The organism is Pseudomonas sp. Arb-4-2C (genome assembly GCF_055755015.1).
Genome location: NZ_CM146899.1, coordinates 5,645,837 through 5,662,356 on the forward strand (window position 1 = coordinate 5,645,837; position 16,520 = coordinate 5,662,356).

Below are 16,520 nucleotides of genomic sequence, written 5' to 3' on the forward strand. Positions count from 1 at the left end.
CCTTGTCCGGCGTTATTGGTCAGCTTGATATTGACTTCAATTAAACAAATTTTAAAAGCACAACCTCATCATGAAAAATGTTTTTTTGATCAGTAACGTGGCTGATGGCGGCAAAACCTATCTTGAGTATCTGATTCCGGCGCTCAACTCGCTTCGGGGCAAGTATAACTGTATCGTGCTGAATACTGACCGTACCGGTTTAAGCAAAGAGGACGTCGAAGCCATCCTCGACTTCCCGGTCAAGCAGGTGGGCAATGATTACATTGCCGGTCTGAAATCGCAGATTGTCATCTCAAATGATGCCTATGCCGGACGCTTGCTGGATGATTCAAACTTTGCCATCTTCATCAGTCACGGCAATGTCGGAATGCCGACCAAAGACAAGTATTACTATGCAGAACTGACCTCGTACTGGGATGCGATCATCTCATCATCCCGGTCGGGCTTTGATTTGCTTACGGCGGGATTGCAGGCATACCGTCGCGACCGAAAGGCCCTGAAAACGATGCTGACCGATGGGTTGGCCTTGCGTTCGGATATGCGTAACACCAGCCCAGTGGCTACGCTGCCGGTGAAAATTCCCGGCATCTTCGAATCCGCACCGCCATCGAACAAAACCTCGGACGATTATGTTGTCGGGCTTCTGCCGACCCAGCTGGGTATCTGCCCGAACGGAGCGACACTGTATGAAAACCTGCAAACGGTGATCAATGCGGTCAAGTCGCAGATCCCCCACGCAAAATTCATCTTGCGCCCGTACATGGCCGAGCTTTCCCATCCCACAGTGAAAGCGCTGTGCCAGGAACTCGCCGCCTATGAATGGATAACCGTCGACGTGGCAGGCACCAGCAGCACGGTGTTCTACAAACAATGCGACACCATCATTACCGATGCATCCACCGGCGGTGTCTCGTTCATGCTTAATACCTGCAAGTTGCCGATCTACTACGTGCCTTTTACCGACGAAAGCAACCTCACGGTCGACGCCTGGTTAGCGCAAATGGAAAACATGTTGCCCATCGCCAGAAGTAGCGAGGAACTAAGAGATATGGCACTCGGGTTCAGCCTGCTAGGAAAAGAAGAGAGCCACTACATATACAATAAATTCTACCAGGCACAGTACAGTGACTTGCCCCAGTCTCAGGAAGTGTTCCATGACTTGATTGAGTACCGGCACGAGTCGAAGTTCTGTTCGCTCTCGATTGACTCTTTCGGGGACATTAACCAGCGCGACAAACATTAAAATAACGCACGCCTGACCTCATGCGAGGAAACAGCCTGCCGATACACTCGAATCGAACACAAGTCAGAACGCTATGAAATGTGAAGCTGGTGGACAGGTAATCTGGATTACGGGCCTTTCGGGAGCAGGCAAGTCAACGCTGGCCCGTGAGTTCGTCGCCAGACTGCGCACAGCAGGACAATCGGTGGTCATGCTCGATGGCGATGAATTGCGCGAGGTATTCGGCGCAGCCGCCGCCAACTCGCAAAACCATGGCCGTGAAGGGCGACTGGCACTGGCAATGCAGTATGCCCACTTGTGCCGGATGATCGCCGCGCAAGGCCAGACCGTGGTGATCGCAACGATTTCGCTGTTTCGCGAAGTCCATGCATGGAATCGCGCCCACCTGCCCGGCTATTTCGAAGTTTATTTGAAGGTCCCGGTCGAGGAGTTGCGGCGCCGCGATCCGAAAGGAATCTACCGTCGATTCGATGCGGGCGAACTGCACAACGTTGCCGGGCTTGATCTGACCATCGACGAGCCGCAAGCGGCAGACTGGCTTGTGGAGTTCGACCCTCAGCGCTCCAGGCAAAGCCTGGCAGAAGATTTGATCAACAAAATTTATAGAAGGAACTGAGTATGAAAACCGAATGGGACTACACCACCCTGGCTGATGCTTACCTGAAACGCCCTGACTACGCCGATGCTGCCATTGACGCCATGCTGTCGATCGCGGGTGCCGAGCAAGGCGACAAGTTCTGTGATGTCGGCGCCGGTGTTGCGCACTTGACCCTGATGCTGGCTGCCCGCGGTCTGGACGTCACGGCAGTGGAACCCAACGATGCGATGCGTGCCAATGGCATCAAGCGCACCGCCGAGCTGGCCAATGTCAAATGGCACGAAGGCACCGGTGAAGTGACCGGGCAAGCAGCGCAAGCATTCGACATGGTCACTTTCGGCAGTTCCTTCAATGTCTGCGACCGTCAGCAGGCGCTCAAGGAAACCGCGCGCATTCTCAAGCCACGTGGCTGGTTTGCCTGCATGTGGAACCACCGCAACCTGGAAGATCCGATTCAGGCGCGCATCGAAGCCATCATCAAAGAACGCGTAGCCGATTATGGCTACGGTACCCGCCGTGAAGACCAGACCGCCGTGATCGACGCCAGTGAGCTGTTTGGCCCGGTCGTGCATCTGGATGCGCGGGTCATCCACGAGCAATCCATCGCAGGGTGCCTGGAAGCCTGGCGCTCCCACGCCACGCTGGAGCGTCAGGCGGGCGCGAAGTTTCACGAAGTCATCAGCGCCATCGACGATTACCTGCAAAGCCTGCAGACGCCGTCGATCCAGATTCCGTACTCGACAAATATCTGGGTCGCTCAGCTGAGATAACGCCTGATGGCCCTGCATTTCTCTACCAAGGCCGGCACCCTGTCGCGCCTGCAAGGGCGGCTCGCGTCGGCACGTATTGCGCCACTGCTCGCGTTCACCGTGGCGCAGTGGCAAGCGGACCGGCGCGCCTGCATTCAGGATCTCCAGGGACGGCTGCCCGCTACCTCCTGGATCGTGCGCTCCAGCTGTGGCCGCGAAGACAGCGCCCAGGCTTCTTTCGCCGGTGCGTTTCTCTCGGTGCCAAATGTCGAGGAAGCAGGGCTTGAGTCGGCGGTTGAACAGGTTATCGCCAGTTATGGCGAGGCGCACCTGAGCGACGAGGTGCTGATTCAGCCCATGCTCGGTAACGTGATTCGCTCCGGCGTGGCATTTTCCCACGACCCGAATACCTGCGCGCCTTATCGAGTGATTAACTGGTCGGAAGGTGACGACACCGCATCGGTCACCGGCGGCATGGGCGGACGGCTCTGGCAGCAGGCGGCGCACAGTCCGGCTTCAGCGCCTGCGTCCCTCTCACCGATCATTGACTTGCTCGAGGATCTGCTGGACCTGTTTGGCAGTGGTCCCGTCGATTGCGAGTTCGCGGTGACGCGTGAAGCCGACGGCGAGATCTTGTGGCTATTGCAGGCGCGGCCGTTGATTCTGCCGGCACCGGCAGAGTCCGACGCAACGCAGGCTGCACGCCTGCAAAGCATCGAGCGCAAAGTCGCGCGTGGTATGCGCCCGCATCCGTTCCTGATCGGCCAGCGCACCGTCTACGGCGTAATGCCCGACTGGAACCCGGCAGAGATCATCGGTATCCGTCCCAAACCGCTGGCGCTGTCGCTGTATCGCGATCTGGTGACCGACTCCATCTGGGCTTACCAGCGTCACAACTATGGCTACCGCAACTTGCGCAGCTTCCCGCTGATGCCGCATTTTTTCGGTTTGCCGTATATCGATGTGCGTCTGTCATTCAACTCCTTCATCCCGGCCGACCTTGATGAAGGGCTGGCCGGACGGCTGGTCGATTACTACATCGATCGCCTGCTGGCGGAGCCGACCCTGCACGACAAGGTGGAGTTCGAGATCGTTTTCTCCTGCTACACACTGGACCTGTCGCAACAGCTCGAGCGTCTGGCCGATGCGGGCTTTAGCGACCTCGAACTGGAAGCCATCAGCTCCAGTCTGCGCAAGCTGACCAACCGCATCGTGCACCCCAAGGATGGTTTGTGGCGCAGTGACGCCAACAAACTCGACGTGCTCAATGCCCGCCGCGAAGAGCTGCTGGCCTCCAACGCCGACCCGCTCGAACGCATCTACTGGCTGCTGGAAGACGCAAAACGCTACGGCACCCTGCCCTTCGCCGGGCTCGCCCGTGCGGGCTTCGTTGCGGTGCAGATGCTCAGATCGCTGGTCAGCGTCGGGGTCTTCTCGCAGGCCGATTACGATGCGTTCATGGCTGGGGTTTCGACCGTCAGCGGTCAGTTGGCCCGTGATCGGGCGACGCTCGACAAGTCCGCTTTCCTGGCGCGCTATGGACATTTGCGTCCGGGCACCTACGACATTCTGTCGCCGCGCTACGATGAAGCACCGGAGCTCTATTTCGATTGGGACCAGCGGCCAGCCGCCCCCGAACCTCTGCAGCCGTTTTCGCTGACGCTGCCGCAGATGCGCGAGATCGTGAAACTGCTCGAGACCCATGGCCTGCAACCGGACCCGGTGGGACTGCTGGACTTCCTGCAAAACGGCATCGAGCTGCGTGAGCTGGCCAAGTTTCATTTCACCCGCAACCTCTCGGACGCCCTGGCGCTGATCGCGCAGGTCGGCGCCGAGTACGGCATCGACCGTGAAGAGCTGGCCTATTGCGATATCAGCGCCTTCCAGGAGCTGCACGTTGCCGCCGCCGATCCGCAAGACGTGCTGCTGCGCAGTATCGAACAGGGCAAGGCGCGCTACGCCGAAACGCTGAAGGTTTCGCTGCCGCCCGTGATCACCCGCCCGGAAGATGTCTGGAGCTTCGAGTGGCCGGAAACGGCCCCCAACTTCATCACGCAAAAACGTGTGACCGCGCCCGTGGTGCAATGCAATGACCGGGAAAAACTGGCCGGGGCGATTGTCTGCATCCCCAACGCGGATCCCGGGTTCGACTGGTTGTTCGCGTACCCGATTGCCGGGCTGATCACCGCGTGGGGCGGAGCCAATTCGCACATGGCGATCCGTGCCGGTGAGCTCGGCCTGCCGGCTGTCATTGGTGCTGGTGAAGTGCTTTACCGGCGCTGGTCGACGGCGGATATCCTGCATCTGGATTGCCCGGGGCGCCGGGTGGAGATGATGACATGACGCTTGTCGCTGTCAGTCAGCGCGTGGACCTGCACCCTGAGCGAGGCGAAACGCGCGATGCCCTGGATCAGCGTCTGGTCGGTTTCCTGCTGGCGGCGGGCTTCACTCCCGTGCCGGTACCGAACGGATTGGTCGGCGCCAGCCTCGATCATTGGCTGGCAGCCATAGCACCCCAGGCGTTGGTGTTGTCCGGCGGCAACGACATCGGCCAGTGCCCGGCTCGCGATCACACGGAGGCGTGCCTGCTCGATCACGCCCGCGCACGCAACCTGCCAGTGCTGGGTATCTGCCGCGGCATGCAGATGCTGGGGCATTGGTCTGGCAGCGAACTGAAAGCGGTCAGCGGGCATGTGCGTACCCGGCATCGGCTGTCTGGCCGGATCGTCGCTGACGTAAACAGTTATCACAGCCAGTCTCTCGCCGGTTGCCCGCAAGGCTTTGAAGTCCTGGCGCGCAGTGAGGACGGCGAAATCGAAGCGATCCGGCATCTGTTTCTGCCTTGGGAGGGCTGGATGTGGCACCCGGAGCGCGAGGCACAATTTGCATCGCACGACGTTCAGCGAATAAAGCTGTTGTTCGGCGAGGCCGACACCATTCAACAACCGTTGGGATAGCACTGCTGTGAAAGCCATTATTCTGGCTGCCGGACGTGGCAGCCGCATGAAAAGCCTCACCGATGAACGACCAAAGTGTCTGGTCGAATTGCGCGGCAAACCCTTGCTCGAATGGCAACTGCAATCGTTGCGCGCAGCGGGCATCAGTGAAATCGCCGTGGTAACCGGCTACAAGCGCGAATTGTTGGCCGACCGGGGCCTGAGCGAATTTCACAACCCTCGCTGGGCCGACACCAACATGGTGTCGTCGCTGGCCTGCGCCGAGTCCTGGCTTGAGGGCCAGCCATGCATCGTCAGTTATTCGGACATTTTTTACAGCCCGGACGCCGTCCGGTCGCTGATGGCCAGCGAAGCGTCGCTGGCCGTCACCTACGACCCCCATTGGCTGGCGTTGTGGACTCAGCGTTTTGGCGATCCACTGCTGGATGCCGAGACGTTCCGGCTCAATAGCGACAACACGCTGGCCGAAATCGGCAACAAACCGCATTCGGTGGAGGAAGTCGAAGGCCAGTACATGGGGCTGCTGCGCTTCACGCCCGCAGGTTGGGCAGAGGTCGTGCGGCTGCGGGGCGAATTAACCTCGGACCAGTGCGACAAGATGCACATGACCAATACCCTGCAGCGTGTCATCGACGCCGGTCGAGTCGCGATCGAGGCCGTTGCCTATTCAGGAGAATGGGGAGAGGTCGACTCCAGCGAAGACCTCTCCGCGTACCAGTAACCGGCACGCCGCATCAGCGGAAACGATCAACCTCGGAGCGCAGATCGGCGGCCAGCTTCTCCAGTTCCTTGGCGGTGACCGCCAGATTGGAAACCACTTCGCGCTGCTCACTGTTGGCCAGTGCGATGCTCTGCAAATTACTGCTGAGCAACGTCGCCGTGCTGCTCTGCTCCTGCGTCGCCGTGGTGATCGCCGCAAACTGCTGCCCTGCCGAACGGCTCTGCTCATCGATCCGCGCCAGCGCCGAGGCCACGTTGGCATTGCGCGACAGGCCTTCCTGCATCAGCAGATTGCCCTGCTCCATGGTGCTGATGGCGTTGCCGGTTTCCTGCTGGATGCTGTGGATCATCCCGGAGATTTCGTCGGTCGCCTGACGGGTACGCGACGCCAGGTTGCGCACCTCGTCAGCCACCACGGCAAAACCACGGCCCTGCTCACCGGCGCGGGCCGCTTCAATGGCCGCATTGAGGGCCAGCAGGTTGGTCTGTTCGGCAATCGAGGTGATCACACTGACGATGCCGCCGATTTCCTGGGAACGCTGACCGAGGGTGTTGATCACGCTAGCGGTGGTGTTCAGCGCGCCAGCAATTTGCTCCAGTGAGGACGAAGCTTCTTCCATCGAGGTGCGCCCGATCTGGGTCTGCTGGGCATTTTCCTGCGCCAGACGCTGGGTGTTGCCCATGTTGTCGGCGATGTTCAGCGAGGTGGCGCTGAACTCTTCCACCGCACCGGCCATGCTGGTGATCTCGCCCGACTGCTGCTCCATGCCCTCGTACGCGCCACCGGACAATCCGGACAGCGCCTGGGCACGGCTGTTGACCTCTTCCGAGGAGCGGCGAATATGCTCGACCATGGTCGACAGCGCCTGGCTCATCTGGTTGAACGCGCGGGACAACTGGCCGATTTCGTCGTTGCTCGACACATTCAGGCGCACGCTCAGGTCGCCGGCGCCCAAGGCTTCGGCCTGACGTACCAGATCGCCCAGCGGTTGCAGCTTGCTGCGCAGCAGCCACATCGCCGCGCCCACCGCGATCAGCATCGCCAGCAGACTGCCGATGGCCAGTTGCGTGCCGACACTCCAGGTCACGGCGCGAATCTCGGATTTCGGCATGCTCGCCACCACCGACCACGGCCCGCCGTCGAACGGTACGGCGATGCTGTAGAAGTCTTCGGCGGTGTCGCTCCAGAACTCGCCTTTACCCGGTTTCCTGGCCAGACCTTTGATCACCGGCACTGCCTGATCCAGTGCCTGCACACCCGCTGGCGCAACCAGCCATTTGTTTTGCTCATCCAACAGCGCCAGCGAGCCGCTCTGACCGATGCGGAAACGCTTGAGGTTGTCGAACTGGGCGTTCTGCGCATCGGTGTAGTCGAAACCGACGAACAACACCGCAATCACCTTGCCGCTGCCGTCGCGCACCGGGGTGTATTGGGTCATGTAGGAACGATCGAACAGCAAGGCGCGACCGACATAGCCCTGTCCCGCCATCAACTTCGCATAGGCCGGGTGCGCATGGTCGAGCAAGGTGCCAATGGCGCGCGTGCCATCCTGTTTGGTCAGCGAGGTGCTGACCCGCACGAAGTCTTCGCCGCTGCGCACAAACAGCGTGGCGACACCGGCGGTCATTTGCTTGAACTCGTCGACTTCCTTGAAGTTGTTGTTCAGCACTTCGCTGCCCAGATGCAGGCCCGGCGTCTGGGTACCGGCAACCGTCACCGGCTCATCCGCGTGAATGCTCAGGCCCGCGCTGAAGCGTTTCTCGAACAATCCGCTCAGGCGCTGCGTACTTTCGCGCAGCGTGCCGTGGAAGGTACTCAACTGATCGGCCAGCAGCCGCGCCTCACTGGCGAGGTGTTCTTCACGGGTGGCGAGGTTGGCGGTATCCAGCGAACGCAGGGCGAACACCGTACTGCCACTGATGACGATCGCAAGGATCACAGCGAGCGCGAGGCCCAGCTGCGAGGCGATCCGGGCGCGAGGTTGAGACATGGACAGCTCCTGGCCGAGCCACCGGATCCTCCCTGATCGCAGCATCTGCTCGGAAATTTTCTAATATGGGGGGTGAAATCGTGGAAACCGGCACGACGGTCCCACCTGCTCATTTTCGGCGGTAAAAGCGAATACTTGAGTAAACAGCGGGGTTATGGCGCAAGGCCGGCATTGTGGCGGCTCGAACGTTTCAGCTCAAGCGCTCGACCACCGGCAGCGCCATCGCGCGCACTTCGCCTTGCAGGAAGTCGCTGAGGCGGCGCAAACGCTCACCTCCCGGCCGGGTCTTCGGCCACACCAGGTAATAATTCAGCCCGCTGGCGACGGCGGTCGGCCACGGCAGGCTCAAGCGCCCTTGCGCCACATCCTCGGCAACCATCAGCAGATCGCCCATCGACACACCGTAACCGCGCGCCGCCGCGATCATCCCCAGTTCAAGGGTATCGAACACCTGCCCGCCCTTGAGCGAGACCTGATCGGACAGCCCCATGTGCTCCAGCCAACTGCGCCAGTCACGCCGATCCGGGGTCGGGTGCAGCAACTCGGTGGCAGCCAGGCGCGCGACATCCCAGGGTTGATCGTTCAGCAGGTTCGGTGCACCGACCGGAATCAGCTCTTCGGGAAACAGCAGGCTGGCCTCCCAGTCCGGCGGGAAATGCCCGTCACTGAGCAGCACCGCGCAGTCGAAAGGCTCGTTGTTGAAGTCGACCGAGTCCACGTCCATCCAGGCACTGGTCAGTTGCACCTCGTTGCCCGGTTGCAGATGACGGAAGCGGCTGAGCCGCGCCAGCAGCCAGCGCATGGTCAGGGTCGACGGTGCTTTCATGCGCAGGATGTCGTCTTCGGCGCGCAAGGTGTTGCAGGCGCGCTCAAGCGCAGCAAAGCCGTCGCGAATCCCCGGCAACAGCATCCGGGCGGACTCGGTGAGTTGCAGGTTGCGCCCGCTGCGGTGAAACAGCTTGCAGGCAAAATGCTCTTCAAGCGTACGAATGTGCCGACTCACCGCGCTCTGGGTGATCGACAGTTCCTCAGCGGCGCGGGTGAACGAACTGTGCCGCGCTGCCGCTTCGAATGCGCGCAGGGCATACAAGGGAGGAAGACGACGAGACATATACCAAGCTCCAGTAGCGGGATGCAGCCAACCTGGCAGAATCCTTTCATGATGAGTTTTAATCATGCCACCCATCCTTTTTATCCCTTTGTGCAAACGCTGCCAAGCGCCGAGAATCGACGGTCCCCTATTCCCTCTTTCAATGAGTGGTGATGACCATGCAGCATCCTGTGCGTACCGAACTCTGGGCCATCCTGCGGCTGGCGGGGCCGTTGATTGCTTCACAGTTGGCGCACATGCTGATGGTGCTGACCGACACCTTGATGATGGCGCGATTGAGCCCTGAAGCGTTGGCCGGTGGCGGGCTAGGGGCTGCGAGCTATTCGTTCGTGTCGATTTTCTGCATCGGCGTGATCGCGGCGGTCGGCACCCTGGTGGCGATTCGCAAGGGGGCCGGCGACATTATCGGCGCCGCACGCCTGACTCAGGCCGGGTTGTGGCTGGCGTGGCTGATGGCGCTCGGCGCTGCGCTGCTGCTGTGGAACCTCAAACCGGTGTTGCTGCTGTTCGGCCAGACCGAAACCAACGTCAACGCCGCCGGGCAGTTCCTGATTGCCCTGCCGTTCGCCCTGCCCGGCTACCTGAGCTTCATGGCCCTGCGCGGCTTCACCAGCGCGATTGGTCGGGCGACGCCGGTGATGGTCATCAGCCTTGGCGGCACCGTCGCCAACTTCCTGCTCAATTACGCGCTGATCACCGGCATGTTCGGCCTGCCGAAATTGGGCCTGACGGGCATCGGCCTGGTCACGGCGATTGTCGCCAACTGCATGGCGCTGGCGCTGGCCTGGCACATCCGTCGGCATCCGGCCTACGACGCTTATCCGTTGCGCGCGGGCCTGTCGAGGCCGAATCGCCAGTACCTCAAAGAGCTGTGGCGTCTCGGTCTGCCAATCGGCGGCACCTATGCAGTAGAAGTCGGCTTGTTCGCCTTCGCCGCGCTGTGCATGGGCACCATGGGCAGCACGCAATTGGGCGCACACCAGATCGCCCTGCAGATCGTTTCGGTGGCGTTCATGGTGCCGGCGGGGATGTCCTACGCGATCACCATGCGCGTTGGCCAGCATTACGGCGCCGGGCAACTGGGCGATGCGCGGATGTCCGGGCGGGTCGGCATCGTATTCGGCGCGGTGGTGATGTTGGGTTTTGCAATGGTGTTCTGGTTGCTGCCGAACCAGTTGGTCGGCCTGTTTCTGGACCATGACGACCCGGCGTTTGCCGAGGTGATTCGTCTGGCCGTGAGCCTGCTGGCCGTGGCGGCGTGGTTCGAGTTGTTCGACGGCACGCAGACCATCGCCATGGGTTGCATTCGCGGGCTCAAGGATGCCAAGACCACGTTCCTGGTCGGCCTTGGTTGCTATTGGCTGATCGGCGCGCCAGCGGCGTGGTGGATGGCGTTCCACTTGAACTGGGGGCCGACCGGCGTGTGGTGGGGGCTGGCGCTGGGCCTGGCGTGTGCGGCGGTGAGCCTGACGCTGGCGTTTGAATGGAAGATGAAGCGGATGATTCGGCTGGAGCCGGGAGCATCAAGTCCGTTCACGGTCCCTCAGACTGACTGAGGCCTCCATGTGGGAGCGGGCTTGCTCGCCAAAGCGCTGGGTCAGGCAGCATATGCTTTGACTGACACGACGCCTTCGCGAGCAAGCCCGCTCCCACAGGGGGAGTTATGTATCCACCGGAGAATATTGTGGTCAGCTCACGATTTCGAGGGCTGACTGTTGGCTTGAGCCGAAGGTGAGGTACTCCACCAGTTCCGCCAACGGCAACGGCCGGCTGATCAGATAGCCCTGCACCTGATCACAGCCAAAGCCGCGCAGTAGTTCCAGTTGCTCCGGCGTCTCGACCCCTTCCGCCACCACTTCCAGGTGCAGGTTGTGCGCGAGGTTGATCATCGCGTGCACCAGTTTGCGGTTCTCTTCGCGCTGTTCCATGCCACCAACGAAGCTCTTGTCGATCTTCAGCAAGGTGATCGGCAGGCTGTTGAGGTGCACGAACGATGAAAACCCGGTGCCGAAGTCGTCCAGCGAGAAACGCACGCCGAGGCGGCCGAGGGCGTCCATGGTCTGCTTGACCAGATCGCTGCGGCGCATCACGGCGGTCTCGGTCAGCTCGAACTCCAGCCACTGCGCCTCGACCCCTCGCTCAGCGATCAACCGGCTCAATGTCGGTAACAGCTGACTGTCCTGAAACTGGCGGAACGACAGGTTGATCGCCATGTGCAGCGCTGGCAGGCTTCGCTCGCGCAAGGCCTGCATGTCACGCAGGGCCCGGGAAATCACCCAGTAACCCAGCGGCACGATCAACCCGCTCTGTTCGGCCAGCGGCACGAATTCACTCGGCGGCAGCAGACCCCGCTCGCCATGACGCCAGCGCACCAGCGCTTCGAGGCCGACAATCTGGCCGTCCTCAAGATTAAGCCGTGGCTGGTAATGCAACTCCAGCTCATCGCGACGCAAAGCCCTGCGCAGCTCGCTTTCGAGGTCGGCCATGCTCCGCGCATTGCGGTTGATGCGTTCGTTGAAGATGTGGAAGGTGCAGCCCTGGGTGCTCTTGGCCTGCTGCATCGCGATGTGCGCATGCCACATCAGCGGGTCGGCGCCACCTTGTGCGCGGGCGTGGGCGATGCCAAGGCTGGAGCCGATCAACAGGCTTTCGCCATCGACCCAATACGGTTCGGACAAGGCTTCAGTGATGCGTTCGGCCATCCACTCGGCGCGTTGCGGCGCACGGCGGGTATCGATCAGCAGGGCAAACTCGTCGCTGCCCAGGCGCGCCAGTTGATCACCGGCCTCCAGCTGGCTTTTCAGCCGCGCAACGACCTGCAGGATCAGGCGATCGCCAGCCTGATGGCCAAGGGCATCGTTGGCATGCCGAAAGTTGTCGAGATCGAGATGCCCGAGGGCCAGGCCACGTCCGTCATTCTCTGCGAGGCGCGCTGTGAGCAAGGTCTGGAACCCCTGGCGATTGGCGATGCCGGTCAGCGGATCCTGTTCAGCGAGGCGTTGCAGGGTGTTTTCCAGCACGCCGCGCTCACGCACATGGCGCAGGCAACGACGCAGCATGCCGGCGTCGAGGGCATCGAACACCAGCCAGTCGCTGACGCCATCGGGCGCGGTGGCCGGTTCGTGATCCAGCAGCAACACTGTCGGCAGGCTGCAACGGCCCGGGGCCGGCTGCAACGCGGCAACGGTCAACAACACCGCATGGCGGTTGTCTTCGAACAGACTGCTGACCGACTCCCAGCTCGGCGCGCTGATCAGCACCGCCGCGCTCCCCATCGGAGCCAGACACTCGCGCAATAACGCTGTCCACGCTGGCTCTTCGGCCAGTAGCAGCAAACGCAAGGGTTCGACAGGCGTAGACAAGCTAGCTCCCTAGACTCTGCAATGATGTGGGCGGGGCATTATGCCGTTGCGATGTTCAATGACAACGATTATCAGAACGTTATTTTGTGTCACGAATGAGAACATTAGCCGCAAAATCACCGTGCATCCTCCGCGAAAGTAACAAAACCGGCAAATTTGAATCGCGCGGTGCGTCACAAGTCGGAGAGAGCAGCACAAATCGCTGAGCCTGTTAAAATGCCGGCCCATTTCGTCAACGACTCCCGAATTTTCGTATGTCCCGACTCAATCCCCGGCAGCAAGAAGCCGTGAACTACGTCGGCGGCCCTCTATTGGTGCTCGCCGGCGCTGGCTCCGGCAAGACCAGCGTGATCACGCGCAAAATCGCGCATCTGATCCAGAACTGCGGCATCCGCGCCCAGTACATCGTCGCCATGACCTTTACCAACAAGGCCGCGCGCGAGATGAAGGAGCGGGTCGGGACGCTGCTGCGCGCCGGCGAAGGTCGCGGCCTGACAGTCTGCACCTTCCACAACCTGGGCCTGAACATCATCCGCAAGGAACACGTGCGGCTGGGCTACAAACCCGGTTTCTCGATCTTTGACGAGACCGACGTCAAAGCGCTGATGACCGACATCATGCAGAAGGAATACGCGGGCGACGACGGTGTCGACGAGATCAAGAACATGATCGGCGCCTGGAAAAACGACCTGATCCTGCCGCCGCAGGCGCTGGAGAACGCGCGTAATCCGAAAGAGCAGACCGCCGCCATCGTCTACACCCACTACCAGCGCACGCTCAAGGCGTTCAACGCAGTGGACTTCGACGACCTGATCCTGCTGCCGGTAAAGCTCTTCGAAGAGCATGCCGACATTCTTGAAAAGTGGCAGAACAAGGTGCGTTACCTGCTGGTCGACGAATACCAGGACACCAACGCCAGCCAGTACCTGCTGGTGAAAATGCTCATCGGCAAACGCAACCAGTTCACCGTGGTGGGCGACGACGACCAGTCGATCTACGCCTGGCGCGGCGCGCGGCCGGAAAACCTGATGCTGCTCAAGGACGATTATCCGTCCCTGAAAGTGGTGATGCTGGAGCAGAACTACCGCTCCACCAGCCGCATCCTGCGTTGCGCCAACGTGCTGATCTCGAACAACCCGCACGAATTCGAAAAACAGCTGTGGAGTGAGATGGGCCACGGTGACGAGATCCGCGTGATCCGCTGCCGCAACGAGGACGCCGAAGCCGAGCGCGTGGCCATGGAAATCCTCAGCCTGCACTTGCGCACCGATCGCCCGTACAGCGATTTCGCGATCCTCTATCGCGGCAACTACCAGGCCAAGCTGATCGAGCTGAAACTGCAGCACCATCAGGTGCCGTACCGTCTGAGCGGCGGTAACAGCTTTTTCGGCCGTCAGGAAGTGAAGGACTTGATGGCCTACTTCCGCCTGATCGTGAACCCGGACGACGACAACGCCTTCCTGCGGGTGATCAACGTGCCGCGCCGGGAAATCGGTTCCACGACTTTGGAAAAACTCGGCAACTACGCCACCGAGCGCAAGATCTCGATGTACGCCGCCACCGACGAAATCGGTCTGGGCGAGCATCTGGACAGCCGCTTCACCGATCGCCTGTCGCGCTTCAAGCGCTTCATGGACAAGGTCCGTGAGCAGTGCGCCGGCGAAGACCCGATCTCGGCGCTGCGCAGCATGGTCATGGACATCGACTACGAGAACTGGCTGCGCACCAACAGCTCCAGCGACAAGGCTGCGGACTACCGGATGAGCAACGTCTGGTTCCTCATCGAAGCCTTGAAGAACACCCTGGAAAAAGACGAAGACGGCGAGATGACCGTCGAGGACGCCATCGGCAAACTGGTCCTGCGCGACATGCTGGAACGTCAGCAGGAAGAGGAAGACGGCGCCGAAGGCGTGCAGATGATGACCCTGCATGCGTCCAAGGGCCTGGAATTCCCCTACGTGTTCATCATGGGCATGGAAGAGGAAATTCTCCCGCACCGCTCCAGCATCGAAGCCGACACCATCGAAGAGGAGCGCCGCCTGGCCTACGTGGGCATCACCCGCGCGCGTCAGACCCTGGCGTTCACCTTCGCCGCCAAGCGCAAACAGTACGGCGAGATCATCGATTGCGCGCCAAGCCGCTTCCTCGATGAGCTGCCGCCGGACGATCTGGCGTGGGAAGGCAACGACGACACACCGACCGAAGTCAAAGCCGTGCGAGGCAATAGCGCACTGGCTGATATACGCGCGATGTTAAAGCGCTAGAATTGACCACTTTTTTAAAGCTTAGGGCGCACAAGCGCTGAACGAGGACAGCTTCATGGAAGCATTGCACCAGAAAATCCGCGAACAAGGCATCGTGCTTTCCGATCAGGTCCTGAAAGTCGACGCCTTTCTGAACCACCAGATCGACCCGGCCCTGATGAAGCTGATCGGCGACGAATTCGCCACGCTGTTCAAGGATTCCGGTATCACCAAGATCGTTACCATTGAGGCCTCGGGCATTGCTCCGGCGATCATGACCGGTCTGAACCTCGGCGTGCCGGTGATCTTCGCCCGCAAACACCAGTCCCTGACCCTGACGGAAAACCTGCTGTCGGCGACCGTTTACTCGTTCACCAAGCAGACCGAAAGCACCGTGGCCATCTCCCCGCGTCACCTGACCAGCAGCGATCGCGTGCTGATCATCGACGACTTCCTGGCCAACGGTAAGGCATCGCAGGCGCTGATCTCGATCATCAAGCAGGCTGGCGCCACCGTGGCCGGCCTGGGCATCGTGATCGAGAAGTCGTTCCAGGGCGGCCGTGCCGAGCTGGATTCGCAGGGCTATCGCGTTGAATCGCTGGCTCGCGTCAAATCGCTGAAGGATGGCGTTGTCACCTTCATCGAATAACGCCACAGCGCATTCCCCCTGTGGGAGCGGGCTTGCTCGCGAAGTCGTCGTGTCAGTCGACATATTCTTTGACTGACCGGGCGCTTTCGCGAGCAAGCCCGCTCCCACAGTTGTTTTTGGGTCAGGCCGTTAGTTCGCGCGGGTCTTCGGGGCGGATGGCTTCGATACCGTCACCGTTAACCCGCAACATCGCATTCCCCCTGTGGGAGCAGGCTTGCTCGCGAAGGCGTCGTGCCAGTCGACAAATTCTTTGACTGATCGGGCGCTTTCGCGAGCAAGCCCGCTCCCACAGTTGTTTTGGGTCAGGGCGTTAGTTCGCGGTGGTGTTCGGGGCGGATGGCTTCGATACCGTCACCGTTAACCCGCAACATCGCATTCCCCCTGTGGGAGCAGGCTTGCTCGCGAAGGCGTCGTGCCAGTCGACAAATTCTTTGACTGATCGGGCGCTTTCGCGAGCAAGCCCGCTCCCACAGTTGTTTTGGGTCAGGCCGATAGTTCGCGGTGGTGTTCGGCCCGCATGGCGCCGATACCGTCACCGTTAACCCGCAACATCGCATTCCCCCTGTGGGAGCAGGCTTGCTCGCGAAGGCGTCGTGCCAGTCGACAAATTCTTTGACTGATCGGGCGCTTTCGCGAGCAAGCCCGCTCCCACAGTTGTTTTGGGTCAGGCCGTTAGTTCGCGGTGGTGTTCGGGGCGGATGGCTTCGATACCGTCACCGTTAACCCGCAACAGCGCATTCCCCCTGTGGGAGCGGGCTTGCTCGCGAAGGCGTCGTGTCAGTCGACAAATTCTTTGACTGATCGGGCGCTTTCGCGAGCAAGCCCGCTCCCACAGTTGGTTTGGGTCAGGCCGTTAGTTCGCGGTGGTGTTCGGGGTGGATGGCTTCGATACCGTCA

Annotated in this window: 12 protein-coding genes; 9 read left to right on the forward strand and 3 right to left on the reverse strand. The window is 60.9% G+C overall.

Annotated features, from left to right (window positions below):
• The first annotated feature begins 70 nt into the window (after positions 1-70).
• The 6 genes from AC0J41_RS25690 to AC0J41_RS25715 all read left to right on the forward strand — a co-directional run bounded on the left by AC0J41_RS25690 (position 71) and on the right by AC0J41_RS25715 (position 6,268).
• Positions 71-1,243, forward strand: a complete 1,173-nt coding sequence (locus AC0J41_RS25690; protein WP_473013928.1) for a hypothetical protein — start codon at positions 71-73, stop codon at positions 1,241-1,243.
• A gap of 73 nt (positions 1,244-1,316) precedes the next feature.
• Positions 1,317-1,859 (forward strand): adenylyl-sulfate kinase, encoded by a 543-nt coding sequence (locus tag AC0J41_RS25695; protein WP_473013929.1) that lies wholly within the window; start codon positions 1,317-1,319, stop codon positions 1,857-1,859.
• A gap of 2 nt (positions 1,860-1,861) precedes the next feature.
• On the forward strand, positions 1,862-2,611 hold the full coding sequence (locus AC0J41_RS25700) for a class I SAM-dependent methyltransferase (protein ID WP_473013930.1): 750 nt from the start codon (positions 1,862-1,864) through the stop codon (positions 2,609-2,611).
• Positions 2,612-2,617: 6 nt separating this feature from the next.
• Positions 2,618-4,933, forward strand: a complete 2,316-nt coding sequence (locus tag AC0J41_RS25705; protein WP_473013931.1) for a PEP-utilizing enzyme — start codon at positions 2,618-2,620, stop codon at positions 4,931-4,933.
• Positions 4,930-5,547, forward strand: a complete 618-nt coding sequence (locus AC0J41_RS25710) for a gamma-glutamyl-gamma-aminobutyrate hydrolase family protein (protein WP_473013932.1) — start codon at positions 4,930-4,932, stop codon at positions 5,545-5,547. The genes AC0J41_RS25705 and AC0J41_RS25710 overlap by 4 nt, the downstream gene beginning before the upstream one ends.
• A gap of 7 nt (positions 5,548-5,554) precedes the next feature.
• Entirely contained in the window at positions 5,555-6,268 is a 714-nt protein-coding gene (locus AC0J41_RS25715) for a phosphocholine cytidylyltransferase family protein (RefSeq protein WP_025113236.1), read from the forward strand.
• A 13-nt stretch (positions 6,269-6,281) separates the two neighbouring features.
• On the opposite strand, the gene AC0J41_RS25720 is transcribed toward AC0J41_RS25715, so the two are convergent.
• Positions 6,282-8,258 (reverse strand): methyl-accepting chemotaxis protein, encoded by a 1,977-nt coding sequence (locus tag AC0J41_RS25720; protein ID WP_473013933.1) that lies wholly within the window; start codon positions 8,256-8,258, stop codon positions 6,282-6,284.
• A 190-nt stretch (positions 8,259-8,448) separates the two neighbouring features.
• Positions 8,449-9,369: a LysR substrate-binding domain-containing protein gene (locus tag AC0J41_RS25725; RefSeq protein WP_473013934.1), complete on the reverse strand. Its 921-nt coding sequence runs from the start codon at positions 9,367-9,369 to the stop codon at positions 8,449-8,451.
• A 158-nt stretch (positions 9,370-9,527) separates the two neighbouring features.
• Between AC0J41_RS25725 and AC0J41_RS25730 the strand changes: the two genes are divergently transcribed.
• The gene (locus AC0J41_RS25730; RefSeq protein ID WP_025113233.1) at positions 9,528-10,925 is read left to right on the forward strand and encodes a NorM family multidrug efflux MATE transporter; all 1,398 of its coding nucleotides are present in this window, start codon (positions 9,528-9,530) and stop codon (positions 10,923-10,925) included.
• Between the two features lie 132 nt (positions 10,926-11,057).
• Here AC0J41_RS25730 and AC0J41_RS25735 read toward each other — a convergent pair whose 3' ends face one another.
• On the reverse strand, positions 11,058-12,731 hold the full coding sequence (locus AC0J41_RS25735; RefSeq protein ID WP_473013935.1) for a putative bifunctional diguanylate cyclase/phosphodiesterase: 1,674 nt from the start codon (positions 12,729-12,731) through the stop codon (positions 11,058-11,060).
• Positions 12,732-12,985: 254 nt separating this feature from the next.
• Between AC0J41_RS25735 and rep the strand changes: the two genes are divergently transcribed.
• Positions 12,986-14,995, forward strand: a complete 2,010-nt coding sequence (gene rep, locus AC0J41_RS25740; protein ID WP_025113231.1) for a DNA helicase Rep — start codon at positions 12,986-12,988, stop codon at positions 14,993-14,995.
• Positions 14,996-15,050: 55 nt separating this feature from the next.
• Positions 15,051-15,623, forward strand: a complete 573-nt coding sequence (locus AC0J41_RS25745; RefSeq protein WP_025113230.1) for a xanthine phosphoribosyltransferase — start codon at positions 15,051-15,053, stop codon at positions 15,621-15,623.
• Positions 15,624-16,520 lie beyond the last annotated feature (897 nt).

What these genes read in the sequence shown, in the direction of transcription:
- AC0J41_RS25725 (WP_473013934.1), bottom strand. Translation starts at nt 9,369, where the DNA reads ATGTCTCGTCGTCTTCCTCCCTTGTATGCCCTGCGCGCATTCGAAGCG.
- AC0J41_RS25695 (WP_473013929.1), top strand. Translation starts at nt 1,317, where the DNA reads ATGAAATGTGAAGCTGGTGGACAGGTAATCTGGATTACGGGCCTTTCG.
- AC0J41_RS25710 (WP_473013932.1), top strand. Translation starts at nt 4,930, where the DNA reads ATGACGCTTGTCGCTGTCAGTCAGCGCGTGGACCTGCACCCTGAGCGA.
- AC0J41_RS25705 (WP_473013931.1), top strand. Translation starts at nt 2,618, where the DNA reads ATGGCCCTGCATTTCTCTACCAAGGCCGGCACCCTGTCGCGCCTGCAA.
- rep (WP_025113231.1), top strand. Translation starts at nt 12,986, where the DNA reads ATGTCCCGACTCAATCCCCGGCAGCAAGAAGCCGTGAACTACGTCGGC.
- AC0J41_RS25700 (WP_473013930.1), top strand. Translation starts at nt 1,862, where the DNA reads ATGAAAACCGAATGGGACTACACCACCCTGGCTGATGCTTACCTGAAA.
- AC0J41_RS25745 (WP_025113230.1), top strand. Translation starts at nt 15,051, where the DNA reads ATGGAAGCATTGCACCAGAAAATCCGCGAACAAGGCATCGTGCTTTCC.
- AC0J41_RS25720 (WP_473013933.1), bottom strand. Translation starts at nt 8,258, where the DNA reads ATGTCTCAACCTCGCGCCCGGATCGCCTCGCAGCTGGGCCTCGCGCTC.
- AC0J41_RS25730 (WP_025113233.1), top strand. Translation starts at nt 9,528, where the DNA reads ATGCAGCATCCTGTGCGTACCGAACTCTGGGCCATCCTGCGGCTGGCG.
- AC0J41_RS25690 (WP_473013928.1), top strand. Translation starts at nt 71, where the DNA reads ATGAAAAATGTTTTTTTGATCAGTAACGTGGCTGATGGCGGCAAAACC.